Source organism: Novosphingobium huizhouense (assembly GCF_020179475.1).
Classification (GTDB): domain Bacteria; phylum Pseudomonadota; class Alphaproteobacteria; order Sphingomonadales; family Sphingomonadaceae; genus Novosphingobium; species Novosphingobium huizhouense.
In genome coordinates, this window is the sequence record NZ_JAILXZ010000002.1 from 571,149 (window position 1) to 590,536 (window position 19,388).

6 protein-coding genes are annotated in these 19,388 nt (G+C 67.3%); all 6 read right to left on the bottom strand.

Annotation, left to right across the window (positions count from 1 at the left end):
* Positions 1-103 precede the first annotated feature (103 nt).
* The 6 genes from K3A85_RS11075 to K3A85_RS11105 all read right to left on the bottom strand — a co-directional run bounded on the left by K3A85_RS11075 (position 104) and on the right by K3A85_RS11105 (position 19,380).
* Positions 104-2,179: a substrate-binding domain-containing protein gene (locus K3A85_RS11075; RefSeq protein WP_225206566.1), complete on the bottom strand. Its 2,076-nt coding sequence runs from the start codon at positions 2,177-2,179 to the stop codon at positions 104-106.
* 410 nt (positions 2,180-2,589) lie between these two features.
* On the bottom strand, positions 2,590-3,219 hold the full coding sequence (locus tag K3A85_RS11080) for an OmpH family outer membrane protein (RefSeq protein ID WP_225206567.1): 630 nt from the start codon (positions 3,217-3,219) through the stop codon (positions 2,590-2,592).
* Between the two features lie 32 nt (positions 3,220-3,251).
* The gene (locus tag K3A85_RS11085) at positions 3,252-16,373 is read right to left on the bottom strand and encodes a filamentous haemagglutinin family protein (RefSeq protein WP_225206568.1); all 13,122 of its coding nucleotides are present in this window, start codon (positions 16,371-16,373) and stop codon (positions 3,252-3,254) included.
* Positions 16,374-16,402: 29 nt separating this feature from the next.
* On the bottom strand, positions 16,403-18,175 hold the full coding sequence (locus tag K3A85_RS11090; protein ID WP_225206569.1) for a putative porin: 1,773 nt from the start codon (positions 18,173-18,175) through the stop codon (positions 16,403-16,405).
* A gap of 49 nt (positions 18,176-18,224) precedes the next feature.
* Entirely contained in the window at positions 18,225-18,965 is a 741-nt protein-coding gene (locus tag K3A85_RS18140) for a TonB C-terminal domain-containing protein (protein WP_318248083.1), read from the bottom strand.
* 10 nt (positions 18,966-18,975) lie between these two features.
* Complete coding sequence (locus K3A85_RS11105; protein ID WP_225206570.1) at positions 18,976-19,380, bottom strand: ExbD/TolR family protein; 405 nt, start codon at positions 19,378-19,380, stop codon at positions 18,976-18,978.
* Positions 19,381-19,388: the final 8 nt, after the last annotated feature.

Consider the following 19,388-nt stretch of genomic DNA (forward strand, 5'->3'; position numbering starts at 1 on the left):
CGCCCGTCAGGACATCGGCAACGCGCGATGCGCGCACGAAAAAACGGCCCCGGATTGCTCCGGGGCCGTTCATCAGGTCGAACTTCCGAAGAAGTTCGTTGGATCAGAGACCCAGACCGGCGGTGCAGGTCGAGTTCGAGGTACCTTCGGCGAAGGCCACCGACTTGCCCTTGGTGTCCTTGACCGCGGTCTCGCCGTTCGCCGGCAGGTCCGAAGCAGCAAGCGTGGTCTTGCCCTTGAGCTTGGCCAGACCGCCCTTGGTGGGCACGCCGTTCTGGATGTAGAGGTTGAGGTCCGACAGCAGCGAACCGGTCGACGACTTCATCTTCGAACGCTTCAGGAAGGTTTCGGTGATCGCCACCGTCCAGGCCTTCGGCAGCGGAGCCAGACCGGCCTGCGGACGGATGCCGAGCTTGGCAGCCTTGACGCCCGTGAAGGTTTCGGTCGAGACCTTGCCGCCCGTCGAGTCAAGCTTGGTCTGACCGAACAGGGTGGTGAGCATGAAGGTCAGCGCGTTGCGGACTTCCGGCTTGGCGAAGCAGGTGCCCGAAACGAACTGGGTGGTGCCGGTGATCGGGTAGCCGACAACCGGGTTGGCGAGGGTCGAGTCACCGTCGTACAGAGCGAGGTACCAGTCGAGCGGGTTGGTGCGCTTGAAGGTGCCCGAAGCGGTGTACTTGCCGCCCTTGTCGGCTTCCGGCGGAAGGATCTTGGTGCCGAAAGCAGCCTGCGCGTCAGCAGCGGTCGGCATGGCCCACAGCGGCTTCTTCGAAGCGTTGGTGTCGGCAACTTCGAGCGCAGCGGCGTGCATGAACAGACCGGTCGACGGAGCGACGAAGTCGGCGCCGACGTAGCCAAGGCGGCCGTTCAGCTTGACCGTGCTGTCCGAAGCCGAACCCTTGTCGGGAGCAGCCTTGATGTAGCTCTCGAGGCGGCTCGAACCATCCGCGACGGTGAACTTGCCGATGGTTTCGGTACCGATCGTTTCGACCAGAGCCGAACCGCTCCAGTAAGCGCCGCTGATCATGTCGGCGGTGCCCGAGAGGGTGTCGGTGGTGGTCGGCTTGTACGGCGAGTCCGAACGGACCGAGGTCAGGTCGATGCCCGAAGCGGTCGAGTACGGCAGGGCTTCAGCGGCCTGGGTGTACTTGTTGGCCTTGCCGGTGGGGAGCACCGACGAGCAAGCGGCAGCCAGGTGGCGCGTGAAGATGTCGGTCGTGCCCGACTTGTCGAGACGGCCGACCAGACGGATCGGAACGCCGTCGTTGTTCCAGCGGGTGGTCGAGTCAGCGGCGTCCATCAGCGAAACCGCGGTGGTCTTCTTGTTGACGACCTTGGTGTTCAGCGCGGTGAACAGCGGATCGTTGAAGTTGGTGACGTAGCCGTTGAAGACGCTGCAGTAGAGCTTCTTCGACATGCGCAGACCGCCAGTGGCGATGCCGTTGAAGGTGACCGGCTGGCCGACGTTGAACTTGTACTGGATCGGGTTGCCGCTGGCGTCGAGCACGGGGTTGCCGCTGGCGTCGACCTTCGCACCGTAGACCGGGTTGTAGATCAGCGCGACGGGCAGCACGTAAAGCGGGAACTGGATCGCGGCGCCGGCCTTCTTGGTGGCCGAAGCGGTGTTGAACGACGAGAGGTTGCCGCTCGAGATCGGCGAGTCCGACATCACGAAGTGCGGGTTGCCCCACAGCGTGCCGAACGCGCTCGGGAAGATCTTGCCCGAAGCGCCGGTGAAGAAGGTGCCGGCGTTGATCGCGGCCCAGGCCGACTTGCCGCCGCCCGAACCGGTCGAAACGTACGCACCGGCGAAGCCCGGCTGGATCGACTTGGCAGCGCAGTCGAAGGCAGCGTCGCTACCGGCGTAGGCGCCCCACTTGCGGACGGTCACGTTGCCGTTGTTGTCACCGGCCTTGATGTTGGCCTTGGTGATCGCGTTGCCGCTGTTGTCCTTGAGCTCGACGCCCGACGAGGTCAGGTTGACGAGGTTGCCGCTGGCGTCGGCAACACCGCCGGTGCCGATGCAGTTCATTTCGCGCGGCATGATCGTCGCGATCGACGACGCACCCATGCCGTGGAGCTCGGCGCTCGGATAGACCACCTGGGCCTGCGCAGCGCCGGCCATCGAACCGAGCAGGCTCGTGGCGAGAAGCAGCTGCGACTTCTGGAACTTGTTCATTAGATACCCCTTTCAAAACGGCTCTGTTTTTATCCCGCCCCCTGATTTCAAGGACGAGCACACGACGTGGAATTGATCCGTTCTTCCGCCCCCGACATGCGGGAACATTGCGGAGATATTTCAGTTACCTGAGCATGGCCGGCAAACCCGGCGCAGACTTTCGGTGAAACCTGATTCGTCCCCGCGCCTCCCTCTATTTTTCGGCGATGACACTTTTGTGCGGAATGTTTCGCGCGCAGGCTGCCCGGCAAAGGGATTCCGCCGCTAAACCGTTGCCGACCGGCAGCCCGGGCTGCGCGGCACGAATTTGCAGAGTCATATAAAAATCGGACCCATGAAAAGCGGGCGGAGCTTGCGGCCCCGCCCGTTCCATCATGCCGGTGCGCCACCCTTGGCGGGTGAGCGATCGATCAGGGCTTTGCCGGGGCTGCGGGCAGCGTTTCGCGGCGGATATCGAGCGTGGTCAGCCGGGCATCGAGCCCCTTGACCACCGCGGCGGTCAGGTCGTTGCCGTAGTTGCCGCCGAGCACCGTGTTGCGATCGAGCAGCAGGCCGCAGCCCCGCTCCTTGTAGACGGCGGCGATGATCGGCTGCGCCTGCACCGAAATGGCTTCGACTGCCTTGGCGCGGGTGCGTTCGATCTCTCGCCCACGCAACGAGGCCTTGGCCTGGATCGGCGCGAACTTCTCCGACAACGCCTTCTGCTGCGCGGCGCGCTGTTCGGGCGTGAGCTTGGCCGACTGCGCCTGCAGCGCGGCCGCCTCGCTCTCGAGCGCCTTGCGTTCGCCATCGACCTCCGCCTGCGCTTCGGCGGCGAGCTGCCGGATACGCGCCGTGGCAAAGACGCCGACCTTGCTGTTGGCGATCACCGCTTCGCGCGCGAGCAGGCAGATCCCCGGCACCAGCGGCCCGCCCAGGCCCTGCTGGGCCGCCGCCGCGGGCGCGGGCGGGGAGGCGACGGCAGTCTGCGCGTCGGCTGATCCGGCGAGCGCGACCAGCAGGCCGGCCACCAGCGAACTTGCGGTCACCTTACGAAGCATCACCCTATTCCTTCGACAGCAGAAAGGTTGCGTCACTTCTCGCACTTGCCGTTGGCATCGCGCTTGCCCGAGGGGCACGGCTCGGCGTCGCTGCCGATGTAGCCGAGGACGTCGACGCGGATGATCGACTGGCGATCCCCGGCTTCGGCGTTCTTCTGCGCGCCGGCCTGCGCCGCGGTCGCCGTGGCGGCTGCGGTAGCGCTCGCCGGGACGGCCGGAGCCGCCACCACTGCTGCCGTCGGCACGCCGACCGAGACGCCGCCGACCTTGAAGTTGTCGGCATTGGCGACCCGCGCGGCGGCGACGAACACGTCGCCCGAGGCGCGCACGCCGGCGTCGCCCGCATCGACCGTGCCGACCGGCGCCAGCAGCGTGATCCGCGACGGCTCGATGTCGAGCGAGGGACGGAAGGCGGCGATGCCCGCGCCGGCGACCGAGCCTGCGGTGTCGACTTCGGCAAAGCCGTCGGGGAAGAAGCGCAGCACGATCGGCGGGAAGTTCGAGGCGGTCTTCGGCCCCTGCCCGGCGTTGAGGTCGCCGTTCGAGGACCACATCGTGATGTCCCCGCCGCTCAGCGAGAACAGGCGGCTCTGGTTGAGGCGGAAGTCGCCGTCGGTGAAGCTGCGGATCGCCCCGCCGCGCAGCGACAGCACGCCTTCGTAGCCGATCGGGATCGACGAGATGCCGATCGGCACGATGCTGGAGGCAAAGCCGTTGCGCAGGTTGAACAGGCCGGTGCCGCTGTACGGCGTCGTCTTGCGCGCCGCCTGCTCGGACGTGCGCACGACCGACCCGGCGATGAAGTCGCCGCCGGGCCCCAGGATGTCGATCGAACCGCCGCGCGCGGTCTGGATCGTCGCCAGGCGCAAGTCGACGTTGCCGGTCAGGACACGGGTCGCGACCGCCGGTTCGCCGTCGACCAGCTTCTTGGTCGGCTCGCCCAGCGGGTGATCGGTGCTGACCGTGCTCGGATCGGTCTCGAAGGTCGAGAGGTTGTCGGTATAGCCCGCTTCGGCCGGGAACAGCGTCTGGATCGCGCGATAGCCGCGGACATATTGCTGGTACGACGGCCCGTTCGGGTCCGCCGGCGCGGCGATTTCGCCAAAGTAGACCTCGCGGATCAGGAACTGGTGCTGCCGCTCGGCCGACAAGCCGTTGGTGAAGGCCTGGTAGAGCTCGGCCATGCGGCCGTAGGCCGCGGCCGAGACCTGCGCATCGCTGGCGCTCGTGCCGAGGTCGGCGAAGACGCTGGCGTAGAGCTCGGGCGCGTTCGCCTTGAGCCACAGCGCGAGCTTGGCCGCGTAGATCGGCTTCGCGCGATCGGGCGTGCGGTTGCCCGCAGCGTCGACGTTCTGCACGAAGAGATCGCCGTCGAGCTTGGCGAGGTTCGCAGGATCGAGATAGGTGCTCGCCAGACCGGCGTAGTTCGCTCCGTGCGCGACGCCGAACAGGGCGGTGATGTCGGCCCCGGTCGTCCCCAGCCAGGGGTTGGCCTCGTTGCCGATGGTGCGGATGCCGCCTGCGTAGTTCACGCCGTTGACCGTCGCCGAATTGAGGAACGGTCCGAGGTCGCGCCCGGCCTGGACGACCAGACTCCCCGGTCCGCCGAGGATGAAGTTGGTCACGTTGACGTAAGGGCGGCCGGCGAAGGCGGTATCGAGGCCCGGCACGCTGGTGGTCGCGGTGATGTCGCCCCCGGCGATGATGCTCGTGATATCCGAGCTGCGCAGGTTCTGGCCTTCGAATGCCAGGTTTACGATATCGCCGCCCGCATTCACCCGCGCCGCCTTGGCGAGCACCAGCTGGACATCGGTGATCGAACCGCCGGCGTATACCTCAGCCGGACGGGTGTCGTCGGCATGGGTGATCGAGCGGTCATGGTAGAGCCGCAGCGTCGGGTCGTCGATCGCGCCGTAGGTGCCGCCGAACGTGAAGCCCAGCCCGCTGTTGCGGAACAGGCTGCGCGCGCTGCCGCTGAAGCTGGCCACGGTGAAGGCGCCGGGCAGGTCGGAAGGATTGGCATCGCTCATCGCGAGAGCGAACGACGAGAGGTCGCCGCCCGCGACCAGCGAGAGCTGGCCGAATTTGCTCGGATAGAGGATTCCCGGGTAGCTGTTGCCGAAGACGAGGTCCGAGCTCAGCGAATGCAGGGCGAGCGAGGGCGGAAGGACATAGCCGAACAGGAACGAGGACACCGACTGCGACGTCCCGATGTCGACGAACGGGACGCGCATCTCCTTGCGGTTGTTGGTCAGGTCGATCTGGCCGATGGTGTCGATCGACACCCCGGCGATCGGGCTGAAGAACCCGGCCGAGTTGAGCGTGCGGTTGATTTCGCCCTCGGCCCGCTCGGCGCCGAGCGCGCCGATCCCGCCGAGGTCGACCCCGCTGCGGGCGGTCAGCGCAATGGTCGCATCCGCCACGCGCAGACGCAGCAGGTTGCGCGTGTCGGGAATGTCGCTTTCGTTGTCGTAGGAGCCGGTGGTCAGCGTTTCGCCCGCCGCCGCGACCGAGCGTCCGGCCGAGATCAGCCCGATACCCGAGGCGACATCGACCTGTCCGCCGAGCAGATCGCGGCCGGCGTCCATGCGCAGGTTGCCCGATGCCGAGGTGACCAGCACGCGCGCACCGTTGGCGGTGCGGTCGGTGACGACGGAATTGTCGAGCGCGACGGTGAGATCGCCGATGTCGCGCGCGGCGCGGATCGTCACGTCGCCGCCTGCGAGGGCGCCGACGCCCGAGGTGAACAGTTGCGCGACGACGCCGATCGAGCTGTCGAGCCCGATCGAGCCCACGCGCCAGCGCTGGCTGGCCGAGCCGACCCGCGTGGGATCGAGCGTGGCGACGCCCGCTTCGTATCCCGGAAGGTCCGATTCGATGTCGGCGGCGGAGCCGAGGTAGCTTTCGCTCCACACGTCGCGCCGGCCGATCACATCGCGGCCCGCCTCGATTGTCACGTCGCCGCCCTTGCCGGTGACCGCCGGCGCATGATCGAGCAGCCCCTGGGGCGAAGGAATGTAGTTGACCTTCTCGCTGCCGATGGCGCTCGTGTCGATCGAGCCCAGCTTGGGCAGCCGCACGCCTGCGGTATAGACAGCGGACCCGCCGACCTGCGCGGCATCGGGCTGCTGGCCGTAGAGTTCGCCGCTGCTGTCGCGCGAAGCGCCGAACTCGTCGCGATAGGTCATCGCACCGCTGCCGACCAGGTCGACATCGGTTGCAGCGGCAATCGAGATGTTGCCGTCGCCGGTGCGAACCACGGGCCGGAAGTAGACCCGCTTCTGGTCGTAACTGACCGGCGTACCCTTCTCGATGTCGATATCGGTGTTGAGCTTGACGTAATCGCTGCCGACCTTGCCCGACAGGAACTGGGTGACTTCATCGAGCGATGCATAGACGCCGACGATCTCGCCGCCCCGGGTGATGAACTTGTGTCCGGCGAAGTAGGTCAGCGCGGCCTGGCGCGTCTCGTCGGACAGCGCGGTGCCCTTGCCCCAGTCGAGCCGGGTGAAATAGTCGCCCGCCGTGGCGCTGTCGACGTAGTCGTTGAAGTCGCCGGTAAGGAACTTGTTGGCGTTGGCGAACAGCAAGGTCCCCGAACCATCGTCGAACCCGAGTTGCAGCGTATCGCCGAGCGTCGCCTTGCCCGCCTTAGCGACGACCCGGTATGACTGCTCGCCAGCGATCGTCACCGACCCCTTGGCGCTGCGGTCGAGACCCGTCGGATCGGCGGATGCGAGGTTCGAACCCGCGACCAGGCGGATGTCCGAAGAGCTGACCGCCTTGCCATCGACGAGCGGGAACAGCTCGCCGATCCCGATGCCGTTGCCGGTTCCGTTCGCGGCGACGCTGTTGGCCGATGCGCTGTACGGCGAATTGATGAACACCGGCGTGGATTGCCCGCCCTGCAGGCCCGACGTCAGGTCGATGTGCACGATCTCGTCGTCCGAGGGTCGCTTGCCCGTCTGCAGGTACTCGCTGTACGACGGCAGACCATAGTCGCAGGTGCTGCCATCGGCGCAATCGACCAGCACGCCGGGGTGATAGACCCGGTCGCCGCCGCCCAACTGGTAGCTCAGGTAGTCGGCGTCGGTCCGGTCGTGGAACGCGAAGAAGCCGTCGCTGATGCTGCGCGTGATCTGAAGGTTGCCTGCGCTCCGCAGCGAAAAGATCCCGGCTTCGCCGGTCACGGCGCCGCCGACCCGGAACGTCATGTCGACATAGCGCGCGAAGAGTTCCGCCTCCTTGCCGGAAACGACCTCGTAGCGCGGGTTGCCGGCGGCATCGGGACCGAGCGGCGAGACCTTGAGCAGTCCGGCGGCCAGTGCGCCGTCGACGTCCTTGATCTGGCCCGCACCGAGGTTGATGTTCGAATCGAGGACAATGTCGTTGGCCGAGACCAGCTCGGCCTCGGGCCTCAGGCGATAGCCGTCGAGCGTCTTGCCGTTCTTGAGCGCAACCGAGAAGTTGCGGATGAAGTCGGGCAAGGATCCATCGACACCGATGCTCGCGAGGAAGTTCGGCCGGGCTCCGGTGGCCCCGGCGTCGAGATGGATGCTGCCGTCGGCGGCCTTGGTGATGCCGCCGAACGTGCCCGATGCCGCCAGCGCATCGAGATCGAAGCGCTTGAAGGCATCGATCGTGAGCGACGAGGCGCCCTTGATCGTCCCGTCGAGATCGGCCGACACCGTCCCCGAGACGAGCGGCGCCCGGAAGATGATGGCGCCGCCGAGATCGCCGTCGACCGAACGATAGGCGACCGACTGGTTGAGGGTTTCGGGATCCTTGACCGTCTGCGCAACCAGCCGCGCCGACGTGTTCTTCGCCCCGACGTCGATCAGCGCACCCTGGGCGATCGAAATGTTGGCGGCGTCCGACGTGATGCCGATGGTCACGTTGCCCGCGTGCGCCTGGCGCGAATCCTGCGCAGCATAGCCACTGGTGCCGGTCTGGAGGACCGATTGCCCGCCCAGGGTCACCCCGTCGGCCCCGAACAGCGAGATGTCGCCGCCGTTGACCCGCGAGGCGGTATAGGCTGCATCGGTCATCTTGAGCTTCGAGACATCGTCGCCGCGGGTGTCGATCGTCCCGTCGATGCGGATCTGCCCCGAATCCGTCGCGAGCAGGACGCTTGCCGCGCGCATGGTCTGGCTCTTGCCGAGCGCGAGGTCGCCGCTGCCGACGTGGATCGCGAGATCGCCCTCGAAGCGGTTGCCGGCAGACGTGACGAACTCGCCGAGCGAGAATGCCTTGCCCTGGTCGCCCAGCAGGCGGTCGGCCGCGATCGTCAGCGAGGCGCCGCGTTCCTTGGTGCCGATGCCGGCATTCAGGGTCCCTGCCAGCACCACGTCGCCGTGCGACGCAAGCAAGGTCAGGCTGCCGGCGTTGCCGAGCCCCGTGTCGACCACCAGCGAAGTGGCGCTGCCGAAGGTGATCGAGCCGTCGATGGACTTGAGGTTGATCGACCCCGAACCGGCGGTCGCGATCAGGCCATCCTCGGCGGTTCCGATCTTGGTCTGGAAGCCCGGCGCGGACAGAGTGCTGTCGCCGCTGACCGCGATCGTCCCGCGCGAGAAGGCGTTGATGACGCCCGCGCTGGCACGGACGTCGGCGTTCTTGATCGTCAGCGCGCTGACGGCCTTGTCCTCGCTGCCGAAGCTGATGATCGACCCGGCGGAGACCGCCTTGTCCTCGATCGTGCCGGTCAGCCCGGTGCCATCGATCGTGACGGCGCCGGTGGTCAGGAACGAATAGTCGGCGCCGCCGCTCTTGAGATCGGCGGCGTTGCTGAGGGACCGATCGGCGATGAACGGCGCGCGGATGTCGAGCGAAACACCCGAGGCGGCTCCGGTCTCGTCGATGACGAGGGCACCCTGGCCCTGGACCGAGATACCCTTCGCTGCGGAGAGCGAAACCCCGCCCTTGTAGCCGACCAGCCCGACCCGGCCCGAGCCGAACGAAATGGTGTCGGCCGCGACCGTGAGCTTGGCCGAGAGATTGCAGCTGGCGCTGCTGACGCTCCCGCATCCCGCGAACTGGTCGCCGGTGTTGCGGAACGTCACCGACGTCGCATTGATCGTCGCATCGCCCTCGCTCGCCCCCAGGCCGGGGCCGTCGATGACGAGATTGTTGAACGAGGCCGGAAGGGTCGAGCCGAGCTTGATCAGGTTCGCCGAACGCAGGGTCAGCTGCTTTGCCCCGGCGAGCTGGCCCGCGATATCCGAGGCAAGGCCGTTGGCGCCGAACGAGACCGACGAGCTGGTCAGGCTCACCGCATCGGCATCGATCGTGATTCCGCTCGTGAACTTCACCGCGCGCGTGGAATCGAAGGCGATGGTGTCCCCGGCGAGCTTCACGCCCGCGCCGACCGTCAGTGTCGAGGGAAGCGCGGCACTGCCGTCGAGAAGCGGATCGTAGCTGCGGTTGACCAGCCGCTCGGTGCCGTTGGCCACCCGGAGCAGCGAGCCGATGCCGGTGTTGTCCGCACCGCTCGCCGGCTGACTGCCCTCGGAGTAGCCGACGGTGTACGCTGCGGCGTTCTGGTCCGCGAGCTTGCCGGTCGCGACCAGCGACGCGCCTCCAGCAACCGTCAGGTTCGAATTTTCGCCGCCAACCGCAAGGATCAGTTCCGGCAGCGCGAGCGAGACATCGCCGCCAACCGTAAGGTCATGCGCCACGACGCCGATGGTCGTCGTCCCGTTCGCATTCTCGCGACGCACGCCGCCGATGAGCAGGCTTTCAGCATCGAGGTTCGACAGCGTGGCCGCCGAAAGGGTGAGCACGCCGGTATCGCCCGAGCCCGCAGCGGCATCGCGAATGGCAATGGCATTGGCCGCAATGTCGAACTGCGCGCCGCGGCCACCTTCGGCGGCGTCGACCTCGAACGTCCCGTTGACGGTGAAGGACGCGCCGGGCGTGATGACGAAGCGGGCAGCGTCGAGCGGCGAGCGCGGCGATGCGAGGCCCTGCTTGTCGGCCAGCTTGTCGAACGTGGTCGTGCCGGAGGTTACCGTGATCTTGGCATAATCGAGGAACGTGTCCGAACTCTGCACGGTGAACGAGCGGCGGGCGGATTCGCGCAGGCCCGTGCCCGCGGTCGCATAGCTGCCGCCGACGACCGTGCTGCCATCGCGCAAGGTGGCCGAGGCACCGGCATAAGGCGCCGCGGCGCTGGTGTTCTCGACCAGGCGGAGCGCGCCCGGGAGCAAAGCGTAATGCGCGGGAAGGAGCAGGTATTCGCCTGCCTCGACCCCGGGCGCGGCATCGAGCCACACCGTCCGCCCGGCATTGAGGCCATAGAGATCGCCACCACCGGCGCCGTAATCCTGCGCGTAGAGCGGATCGTAATCCGCGATCTCGCCCGCCTTGCTGACGGGCAGGATCGCATAGACCTGGCGGCCGTCGGCATACTGGAAGCCGTCGTTGGACGAGAAGGTATCGCTGTTGAACCGGGACAGCACGTCGCGCGAACCGCCGGTTCCCGAGACGAACTCGTAGGCGAAGATGTCGCCGCCGCCCTGGCCGTCGATCTTGGCGCCCGACTGCACGTCGATGGTCTTGCCCGCGAGCAGCAACTCGCCAGTGGGCGCAGCCGTCAGCGCGGTCGTGGTGCTGGGGGTGAAATAGTATTCGGTAAGGTCGGTGGTCTGGCCGTAGGGAACCTTGAGCCCTGCACCGCTCACCGACGTTACGCTGCCCTTGCCGAACACGACGTTCTCGGTCGCCGGAGCGAGGATAAGCGTGCCGGGGATGATCTGGCCGTTGCTCGAGCCGATCTCGAGCAGGCCCAGCGGCGCGCGCAGCACGCCATCCTGGTGGATGTTGGCGCCCAGGACCCGGACCCAGCTGCCGGCCGAAAGCGGCGAATCCGGCACCGCGCCCCCATTCGATGCGAACGAGACGGTCCCGCCCTTCCCGAGCGATGCGACGAGGTAGGGAAGCGCTGCCGAATTGGAGGTCCCGTTGCGGCGATCCTCGATCAGCTGCTGGAGATTGCCGGTGCCCGTCGTCGCGTAGATCTGGCGCGCGGTGAACGACAGGTCGCCGTTCGAGACGACCGCGCCGGTAAGGCCGATCTGCCGCGCGGTGTTGGCGATTGCAGGCGCGACGCCGGTCAGCCGGATGTCGCCCACCGCCTTGAGGTTCACCGTTCCGGCCGGCGAAGCGCCGTCGGCCGCCGTCCCCGGCACGACGAAGCGAATGGCGCCGACAAGGTCGATATTGTTCGCGGCGAAAGTGATCGAGCCGCTCTGCGCCGTGGTCGAAAGCGAGTTGGGAACCGTCTGCGCCCGGCTGGAAAGCCGGATGTAGGGGGCCTCGATCCGTGCATCGCCATTCGACTGGAGCACGACGCCGGACTGGAAATCGCGCTCCTGCGGAGAGGCGCTCGGCGCATCCGCCGAGGAGAGGATCAGCGCCTTGCCGAGCTTCAGCGTGACCCCGCCGGTGAGCCCCAGCGTCCGCCGGGCGACGAGCGTATCGAAGCCGGACTGCGCGATCTGGTCGGCGGCAAGGACGTTGAGCGTCGACGCGCCATCGCCGTAGCTTTGCACCAGCGTCGGCGTCAGCCATTCGAGCACGCCACCTTCGGCGGCGCTGGCTCCGCCGTCGGCGTCGATGGTCGCGCCTGCGATCGAGCCTCCGGCGAGGACCGACAGCGTGCCGCCATTGCTCCACTGGGGCGTGAGCGCATAGCTCGACGGTCCGGTCTGAACGTCGAGGTCCGCCGCGGCGCCGCTGATGTCGATGGTCGCTCCGGCGTCGGCCTGGAGACGGAGACCGAGCCGGGCTTGCGCATAGTCGAGCGCAGCGCCCGCCTTGATCACCTGCGTGCGGCCGGCGCCATAGGCGGGCGAGGAAAACAGCTTCGAACTGCTGTCGAGGTACGACGCGCTGGTCTTGATCGAACCGCCGCCATAGAGCGTGCCCGTCACCAGCCGGCGTCCGCCGGCCAGAACCGCGGACCGCGGATTGAGCACGACCCCGCCGGACAGGTCCGTGGTGCTCTGCGCGCCGAAGCGCAGGCCCGTCGCTGCGTCTAGCTTGCCGAGGAAGTAGACGGTCTTGTCCCGGCCCGCCAACGAGAACAGCTGGTTGTTGGTCAGCGACGGATCGGCGACCGATCGCGCATTGCCACGGTACTGCACGTGCCCGTCGACGATCGAGGACTGGCCGAGGACCGCATCCAGCCCGGTTCCGCCGTTCGCCGGATCCTGCACGCCGATGGCGTTCGAGTAGAGCACCTCCGGCACGACGCTGCGCTGGAGGATGGACCCGCCCAGCAGGCGAATGTCACCGTCGTTGAACAGCTTGGCGACGGTCAGCGACGCGCCCCCGACTTCGGCAATCGAGCCGTCGGCACGCGCGCTGCCGGCAATGATCCGGCCGCCCTGCTCCACGTCGAGTTCGGTCAGCCCGCCCAGCGTCAGGCTGGCTGCGCGCTGGTCCCATGCTTCCTGCGGCACCGCCGCGCTCACGACCGCAGTGACATCGGCGCCGGTGGCGAGACCGGCAAGCTTCGCCGCCTGCGCCGGATCGAGCACGCTCGGCATCAGGGCCTGCGTCAGGTTCAGCGTTTCGCCATCGTGGATGGTGAAGGTGGTCGTGTCGAGGAACGCCGAAACGCCCTTCACGCCGTTGTCGAACAGATCCGTGAAGTTTCGGCTCTTCCATGCCGTGAGGTCGAGCGCGCCGAAGCCGGTCTTCTGCAGGAAGTCGAGACCGAGCCATGCGCTATCGGTGGTCTTGGCACCGCCCAGCGCGATGTCCGGCGCAACGAGGGTGAACTTGCCACCGCCACCGAAGCTGAACCCCTTGAAGTTCGAAGCGTCGAAACGGATGACCGAGCGCTGCACCGACGGCGCGAGCGCAGAACGCACGGTCTTGCCGACCTCGCCGTTGTCGTAGGGCTTGAAGGTGACGGACTGGTTTTCGCCACCGATCGAAAGATCCGACGAGCTCGTCGCGTCGAGAAACGGATCGGTTCGCGACAAGGAGGCGTAGACCGTCTCGTTGAGCAACGTGACGTTGCCCCCCTTCGCGTCGAGCGACAGCGCTCCGCTGGCATTCACGTAGCCGCCCGACGAAACGTTGAGCAGAGCGCCCTTGTTGATCAGCAGGTCGCCGGTGAGGTCGGCCGCATCGGTCGCGGAAGCAAAGCTCGAGCCGAGCGCCACCAGCACCTTCGGCGCGACCGCCAGCGTGATCGAACCGCCATCGACATAGGCATTGCCGACCGGCAGGCCACCGGCTGCCAGAAGATCGTTGCTCCACAGGCCAGAGACGTCGAGCGTCCCGTCGACCACGACGTCGAACGCATCGGGCAGCGCTTCGCCGATGGCGTAGGTGTCCTTGATATCGTCCGCAGCCGAGAACGCCGAACCCAGCGACGCGATCGACGACTGGAGGACGATGCCGCCAAGCTCGTAGGTCCGGGCCGAGATCGTGCCGCCGTGCGCGGTGACGTCGCCCCCGAGGGTGATCGTGCGGCCTGCATCGATGGTGAGCGCCCCGCCATTGGCGAGCACGAGGTTCGAGCCCGATGCGAGCGTGACCTTGCCGCTGGTCTGGAGCGTCAGCGCCGAAAGACCGGCGGCGGACAGCTGCTTGTCGCTGAGCACGAAGCTGCCGGGATCGACCGCCAGCGGACTTGCGCCCTCGGCCCGGACCATGATGTCGCCGCCAAGACCGATGCCGCTGGCGCCGCTGAACGACCCGACCCGCAGGAATCCGCCCGAAGGCAGTTCGCGCGCGGTGCCCTGAAGCTTGCGCGGATCGCGGGCGATCGTCGACGTAGCCGAACCGAGCGCGCTGCCCGAAAGCTGCTGCGCCCCGGCGAAGGCATCGCCGTGGAGAGTGGCGTCGATGGTGCCGGTCGATGCGCGAACGACCATGCCGCCGGCATCGTGCCCTTCGTCATAGGCCGCCTCGAAGCGCGAACCGTTGAGCGCGCGGTTCGAGAAGGTCTCCGTCTTCCCGACCCGCGACTGGGTCACGTCATAGCTGTCGGCAATGCCGACGTAGTCGCCGTTCGGATCGGCCTCGGAAATGGGAACGAGCGTTCCGTCGGCCCGGATCAGGCGGCTCTCGCGCACCCAACCGGCATCGTAACGGACCCAGCCGCCCGAGAAATCGACCGTTGCGCCCTTCGCGATATCGACCTTGGGCGCAGTCGAGGGGTCGACGGCGCCATCCACGATCTTGACCGCGAAGGTCACCGTGCCGCCCTTCGACATCAGCTCGGCAGCGGTGACCCCGATCTGGCTGACAGCGGAGCCGGCTTCGATCAGCGGCGAACCGATCCACTTCACGCCGTCGGCGCGCACCCCGCTCTTGCGCGGGTCGAGATAGACCGTCTTGCCGTTCAGCGTGAACGATCCGTCGGTCTTTACGTCGCGGTAATTGGGCGTGTCGCGCAGTTCGTTCCCCTTCAGCGGAGAGATCTGAACCGTGTTGCGCGAAGAGGAGACCGCGACGTCCTTGACACCGGAGACATCGATGATCGCACCGGCGGCCACCGTGATGTCGCCGTCGAGCGCGGCGTGGCCCTGGCCGAGGTAGACCTGCGGATCCCAGGCCTGCGACGCGCGGCCGCCGATCGAGACGTTGGCCGATGGCGCCAGCAGCAGCGAGTTGGCGCCGAAATCGACCTGCGCCGGGCCGAGCAGGCCCGCCTGGACGCCGACGACGGTCGGCGACACGTACATTCCGCCGATGTCGATCCGCGACGTCTTGAAATTGGGAGGGCTGCCCGCCGTCCCTTGCGGGAGCGTTTCGCCGTTGTCGTCCTCGAGGATCGCGATCCCGCCCGCGTGCGCGGGATCCTCCCCTGCCGCGATCACCACATGGCCCGCGGTCAGCGAAATCGCGCCATTGCGCGAAACGCTGGTCGTCGACGTCAGCAGGCCGCTGTTGGTAACGGTGCCGGTCAGGTCCGCGCCGAGCGAGATATAGCCGCGCTTGACCTCGATCAGACCGGAGTTGACGGCGATCCCGCCGGTCTCGGTCGTCGAACGCAGCAGCAGGCCGCGAATGTCGGGATCGACGCCGTTCGCGTCGCCGGTCGAGATCGTGTAGCTGATCGCGCGGCCTGCCTGAAGGCTGACCTGCCCCTCGGGCGCCGTGATCGTGCCGTCGTTCGAAACGTTGGGCGCCGTCAGGATGACGAAGCCGCCGCCCGAGGCGTTGATGCTCGCCCCGCGGTCGACAACGACATTGCCCTCGACCTGGGTCGAAAACGCGGCCGACGGGTTGCTCAGCGAATAGGTCCCGGTCCCGGCCAGCGCCGAGGTGATCATCGTCGCGAACTTGTTGGTCGTCGCGGCGGGGCCGAGCAGGCCGTTCTCGAGATAGGCGGCGTTGCGCTCCTTGATCGTCAGGCCGCGGAAGCTGTTGCCGGGATCGGCGGCGTCAGGCGCGTCCTTGGCGTAGTTGCCGATCTCGAGGCTGCTCGCCAGCAGGGAGTGGGTGTTGACCTGTGCCCCCTCGCCGAAGATCACCCCGGCGCGGTTCAGGATCAGCACCGTGCCATCGGCCTTGATCTGGCCGAGGATCGTGGTCGGAGAAGCCTTGGGATCGACCACCCGGTTGAGGACCACCCAGCTGGTCTGGGCCTTGCCGCCGACGGTCTGGTCGAAATGCAGCGTCGTGTCCGCGCCGACGTTGAAGCTGTTCCACGACAGCAGGGCACGGGAGTCGGTCTGCTTGATCGTGACCGTGTACTTGCCGCCGTCCACGCTTTGCGTCGGCAGGTCCGCGCCCTGCCAGGTGGCAAGACCGGTGCTGTCGTCGGCCGCGAGAACCGGCTTGGTCACCGCCGGATCGAGGCCGTGCGTTGACAGGCCATCGGTCGGCTTGACCCGGACGGCCGCCAGCGCGGCGCTCCGCGCTGCGGTGACCATGGTCTTCATCGACTGGACCGTGGCGCGGTTGGCGGCCTGCGCCGCCAGGGCATCCTGCATGCGCTGGCCGCGCAGCGGAACCGCGGTGCTCGTCGGGGTCGTCGTCACCACCGGCGCTGCGCCCACGGCGCCGCGCAGACGCGCCATCTGCGCGTCGGCCGGCGCCACGGTGACGAAGAGCCCGAGCACGCCTGCGCTGGCGCTGGCGAGAAGCCGGTAGCGACGGCGCGCCGTGTGACCCTGACGAACGAGCATGACGTGGTCCCTGATGAACAAGCGTAAGGTCAGAAGCGCGCGCGCAGGTCGATCTGCAGCACGTCGATCGCCAGCTTCTCGCCGGCGATCTCGTTGGAGCTCAGCCAGCGCGCACCGATGGCGAGTCCATCGCGCAGCCCGTATTCGCCGCCGAGGATGTAGCCCTTGGCGTTGGTCCCGCCGAGGTGGAAATCGCTGTCGGTGAAGGCATCGAGCACGGCGTCGCTTTCGACATAGCGATACTCGGCGAAGGCCGACCACGAGCCCTGCTTGTCGACCTGGTCGTGCCCGATCCGCGCGTTGACCAGCCACGCCGTATCGCCGCCGATGAAGCTGGTCGGGTTCGTCTTGGTGCAGACGTGACGGTTGGCGTTGCCGTCGTTGCCGTAGTTGTTGAACGGCTCGACAAGGAACGCCTTGTCGCTGTCGTAGAGACCCGAACAGATGTCCTTCTTCTTGAAGCCCAGGTTCTTGATGTAGTTGCCCGACAGACGCGCGCCGACCTCGTCCGAAATCTTGACCCGCGTGGAAAGATTGAGGTCGAGGATGTCGTAGTCGAACTTCAGGCCGAACAGCTGCGGATAGACTCCGGTCGAGTTCGCAACGAGATTGCGGATCGTGAAGACCGTGTTGCCCTTGCGCAGGCTGGTCGGGGTCAACCCGTCGGTCGAGCAGAAGTTGCCCGTGTCGAGGTTGCAAGGCTCGGACAGCCGCCCCTGCACGTTCTTGAAGCTGTGGAAGCCGGCGCTCGCCCGGACCGAGATGTCGTCGGTCACGTCGCCCCGGTAGGCGAGCTCACCGGCGAACAGCCACTTGCTGGGATAGTTGAGCTTGGTGGTCGAGTTGGCCGGATAGTTCGACGCGCCATTGTCGATCGGGAACGCGCCGCCCGTGAGGCTCACGCTGGAGCCTTCGCCGGTCACGCCATCATAGGCAACGCGCGCGGCAACGCCGTCGAAGCGCAAGTCGTTGTCGTAGAGGATGTCGGTCGAGCTGAACGGGTTGTCGAAGCGCCCGAAGGTCAGGCGCGCCCAGCGCGTCGGCTCGATGCGCAGGAAGGCGGTGTCCAGCCACACGTCGCGCTTGGCGAAGCCGCCGGCCAGGCTGACGTTTTCCGAGATCGGGCTGTTGTCGTCGCCGGTGCCGAGTTGCGCGCCGACCGTCACGCCTTCGAGTACGTTCGCCTCGATCCCGAGACGTGCGCGCAAGCGCAGCCGGTTGACCCGATCCTTGCGCGAATTGAGGAAGTCGTAGCTTGAGAGCTGCGCCAGATCGACCGGGCCATTGCCGTTGAGGCGGCCGATGTCGATGATCTGGTCGGAGTTCAGCTTCGAGTAGAGGTCCGATTGCGAGCGGACGCGCACGTCACCGAACAGGCGAACCTTGCGCGTCCATTCCGGCGCGGCCTGGCCCTTCGTCACCCAGCCTTCGGTCGCGGCCTGCGCCATGATTTCCTGGCGGATCTCGTCGCGGATCTGGGCACGGACCGTCTCGGGCACATGCGCGACGCGAACGGCGCCGGCAGGCGGCGGCGGCGGAGGCGGCGGGATCAGCGCGGCGCGGGCGGCGACGGCTTCGCTCTGCGCCTGGGCAAGAAGCGCATCCCCGTCGGCCTGGGTCAACGTGCCCTTGGCGACGAGCAGTCGAATGAGGTTCGTCATCGCATCAGGCGACGGCGCGGCCGCGGCGGCGGGCTGCGCGGCGCTGGCGGCGGCATCGGTCTGCGCGATCGCCGGCACGGCGGCAAACAGACCGGCAATGGAAAGCGCCAGGGCGGTGGAACGGTGAAGCGTGCTACGCATCGGAATACTCCGGTTTGTCATGGCGCCCCTCGGGGCACGGGCAGCGGGGTCAGAAGCCACGGCTGCCCCTCACGGTGATCTTTTGGGGAAAACGGAGCGCGGCAGGCGGCGCATCGAGCCCCCGCACGCTTTCGAGAATGGCGAGGAGGACCTGGTCACGTTTGGAATTGCCGCTCGAACGCAGCAGTTCGGCCTTGGTGACCTGCCCTGCCCCGTTGATCCAGACCGAGAAATCGGCGGTGAATATCTGGCGGTTGACCTTGTCGTTGTCCTGGATGCGGTCCTGCAACGCACCCGAGAGATAGCGGGTGTAGAAGCCGGTCGCGATCGGGGCGCCGCCGCCACCGCAGGTGGGGCCGACGCAGGTTCCCGTCCCGCCGACCGAACCCATGCCGCCGCCCTTGCCCGAACTCATGCCGAACGCGTCGGTGCCGGCTTGTGCGGGCCCGTCGATCTTCATCGGCGCAGGCTGATCGGGCGCCGGTGCAGGCTCGGGAGCGGGCGCCGGGTTGGGATCGGGCTGCTTGTCCGGCGGAGGCTGGTCCGGCGGCGGCGGAGGTGGCGGCGGCGGGGGCGGCGGCGGCAACATCTCCGCCTTGATCGCCGGCGGCTCGTTGTCGACCTTTACGGTCCCGGTCGCCGTGATCTGGCCGTAGAGCCACCACGCCGCGAGCGCGAGGAGCACCACCGCGACCACCGGCAGCAGCCGGTTGAGCACCGGCGGCTTGGCATCGGGATCGAAGCCGTCACCCGAAGCCGGAGGCGGCGCTGATGAGGAGGCGGAAGCCACGACAGGTCCGTCAGGCGCCGGGCTTGCCGGTGACGAGGCCGACCTTGGAAAGGTCGAGCCGACGGCAAAGGTCGAGCACTTCCATCACCTTGCCGTATTGCGTCGTGGTATCGCCCTTGAGCACGATCGGCACGTCCGGATTCGACGCCTTGGCATTGCGCAGGCGCGTTTCGAGATCGGGCAGCGTGACCGGGAAGGCGTCCATGAACACCTGGCCCTGATCGTTCACGGTCAGGGCTATGGTCTTGGGCTGGACGAGGCTCTTGGCCGAACTGGCCTTGGGCAGATCGACCTTGATGCCCTGCACCGAGGCCGTCGCCATCAGGATGAAGATCACCAGCAGCACGTACGCGAGGTCGAGCATCGGGGTAATGTTGATGTCGTCGTAGGCCTTGCGGCCGCCACCTACCTGCATGTCCCGCG

Coding starts and splice junctions, on each gene's coding strand:
- K3A85_RS11090 (WP_225206569.1), bottom strand. CDS start 18,175: ATGCGTAGCACGCTTCACCGTTCCACCGCCCTGGCGCTTTCCATTGCC.
- K3A85_RS11105 (WP_225206570.1), bottom strand. CDS start 19,380: ATGCAGGTAGGTGGCGGCCGCAAGGCCTACGACGACATCAACATTACC.
- K3A85_RS11075 (WP_225206566.1), bottom strand. CDS start 2,179: ATGAACAAGTTCCAGAAGTCGCAGCTGCTTCTCGCCACGAGCCTGCTC.
- K3A85_RS11080 (WP_225206567.1), bottom strand. CDS start 3,219: ATGCTTCGTAAGGTGACCGCAAGTTCGCTGGTGGCCGGCCTGCTGGTC.
- K3A85_RS11085 (WP_225206568.1), bottom strand. CDS start 16,373: ATGCTCGTTCGTCAGGGTCACACGGCGCGCCGTCGCTACCGGCTTCTC.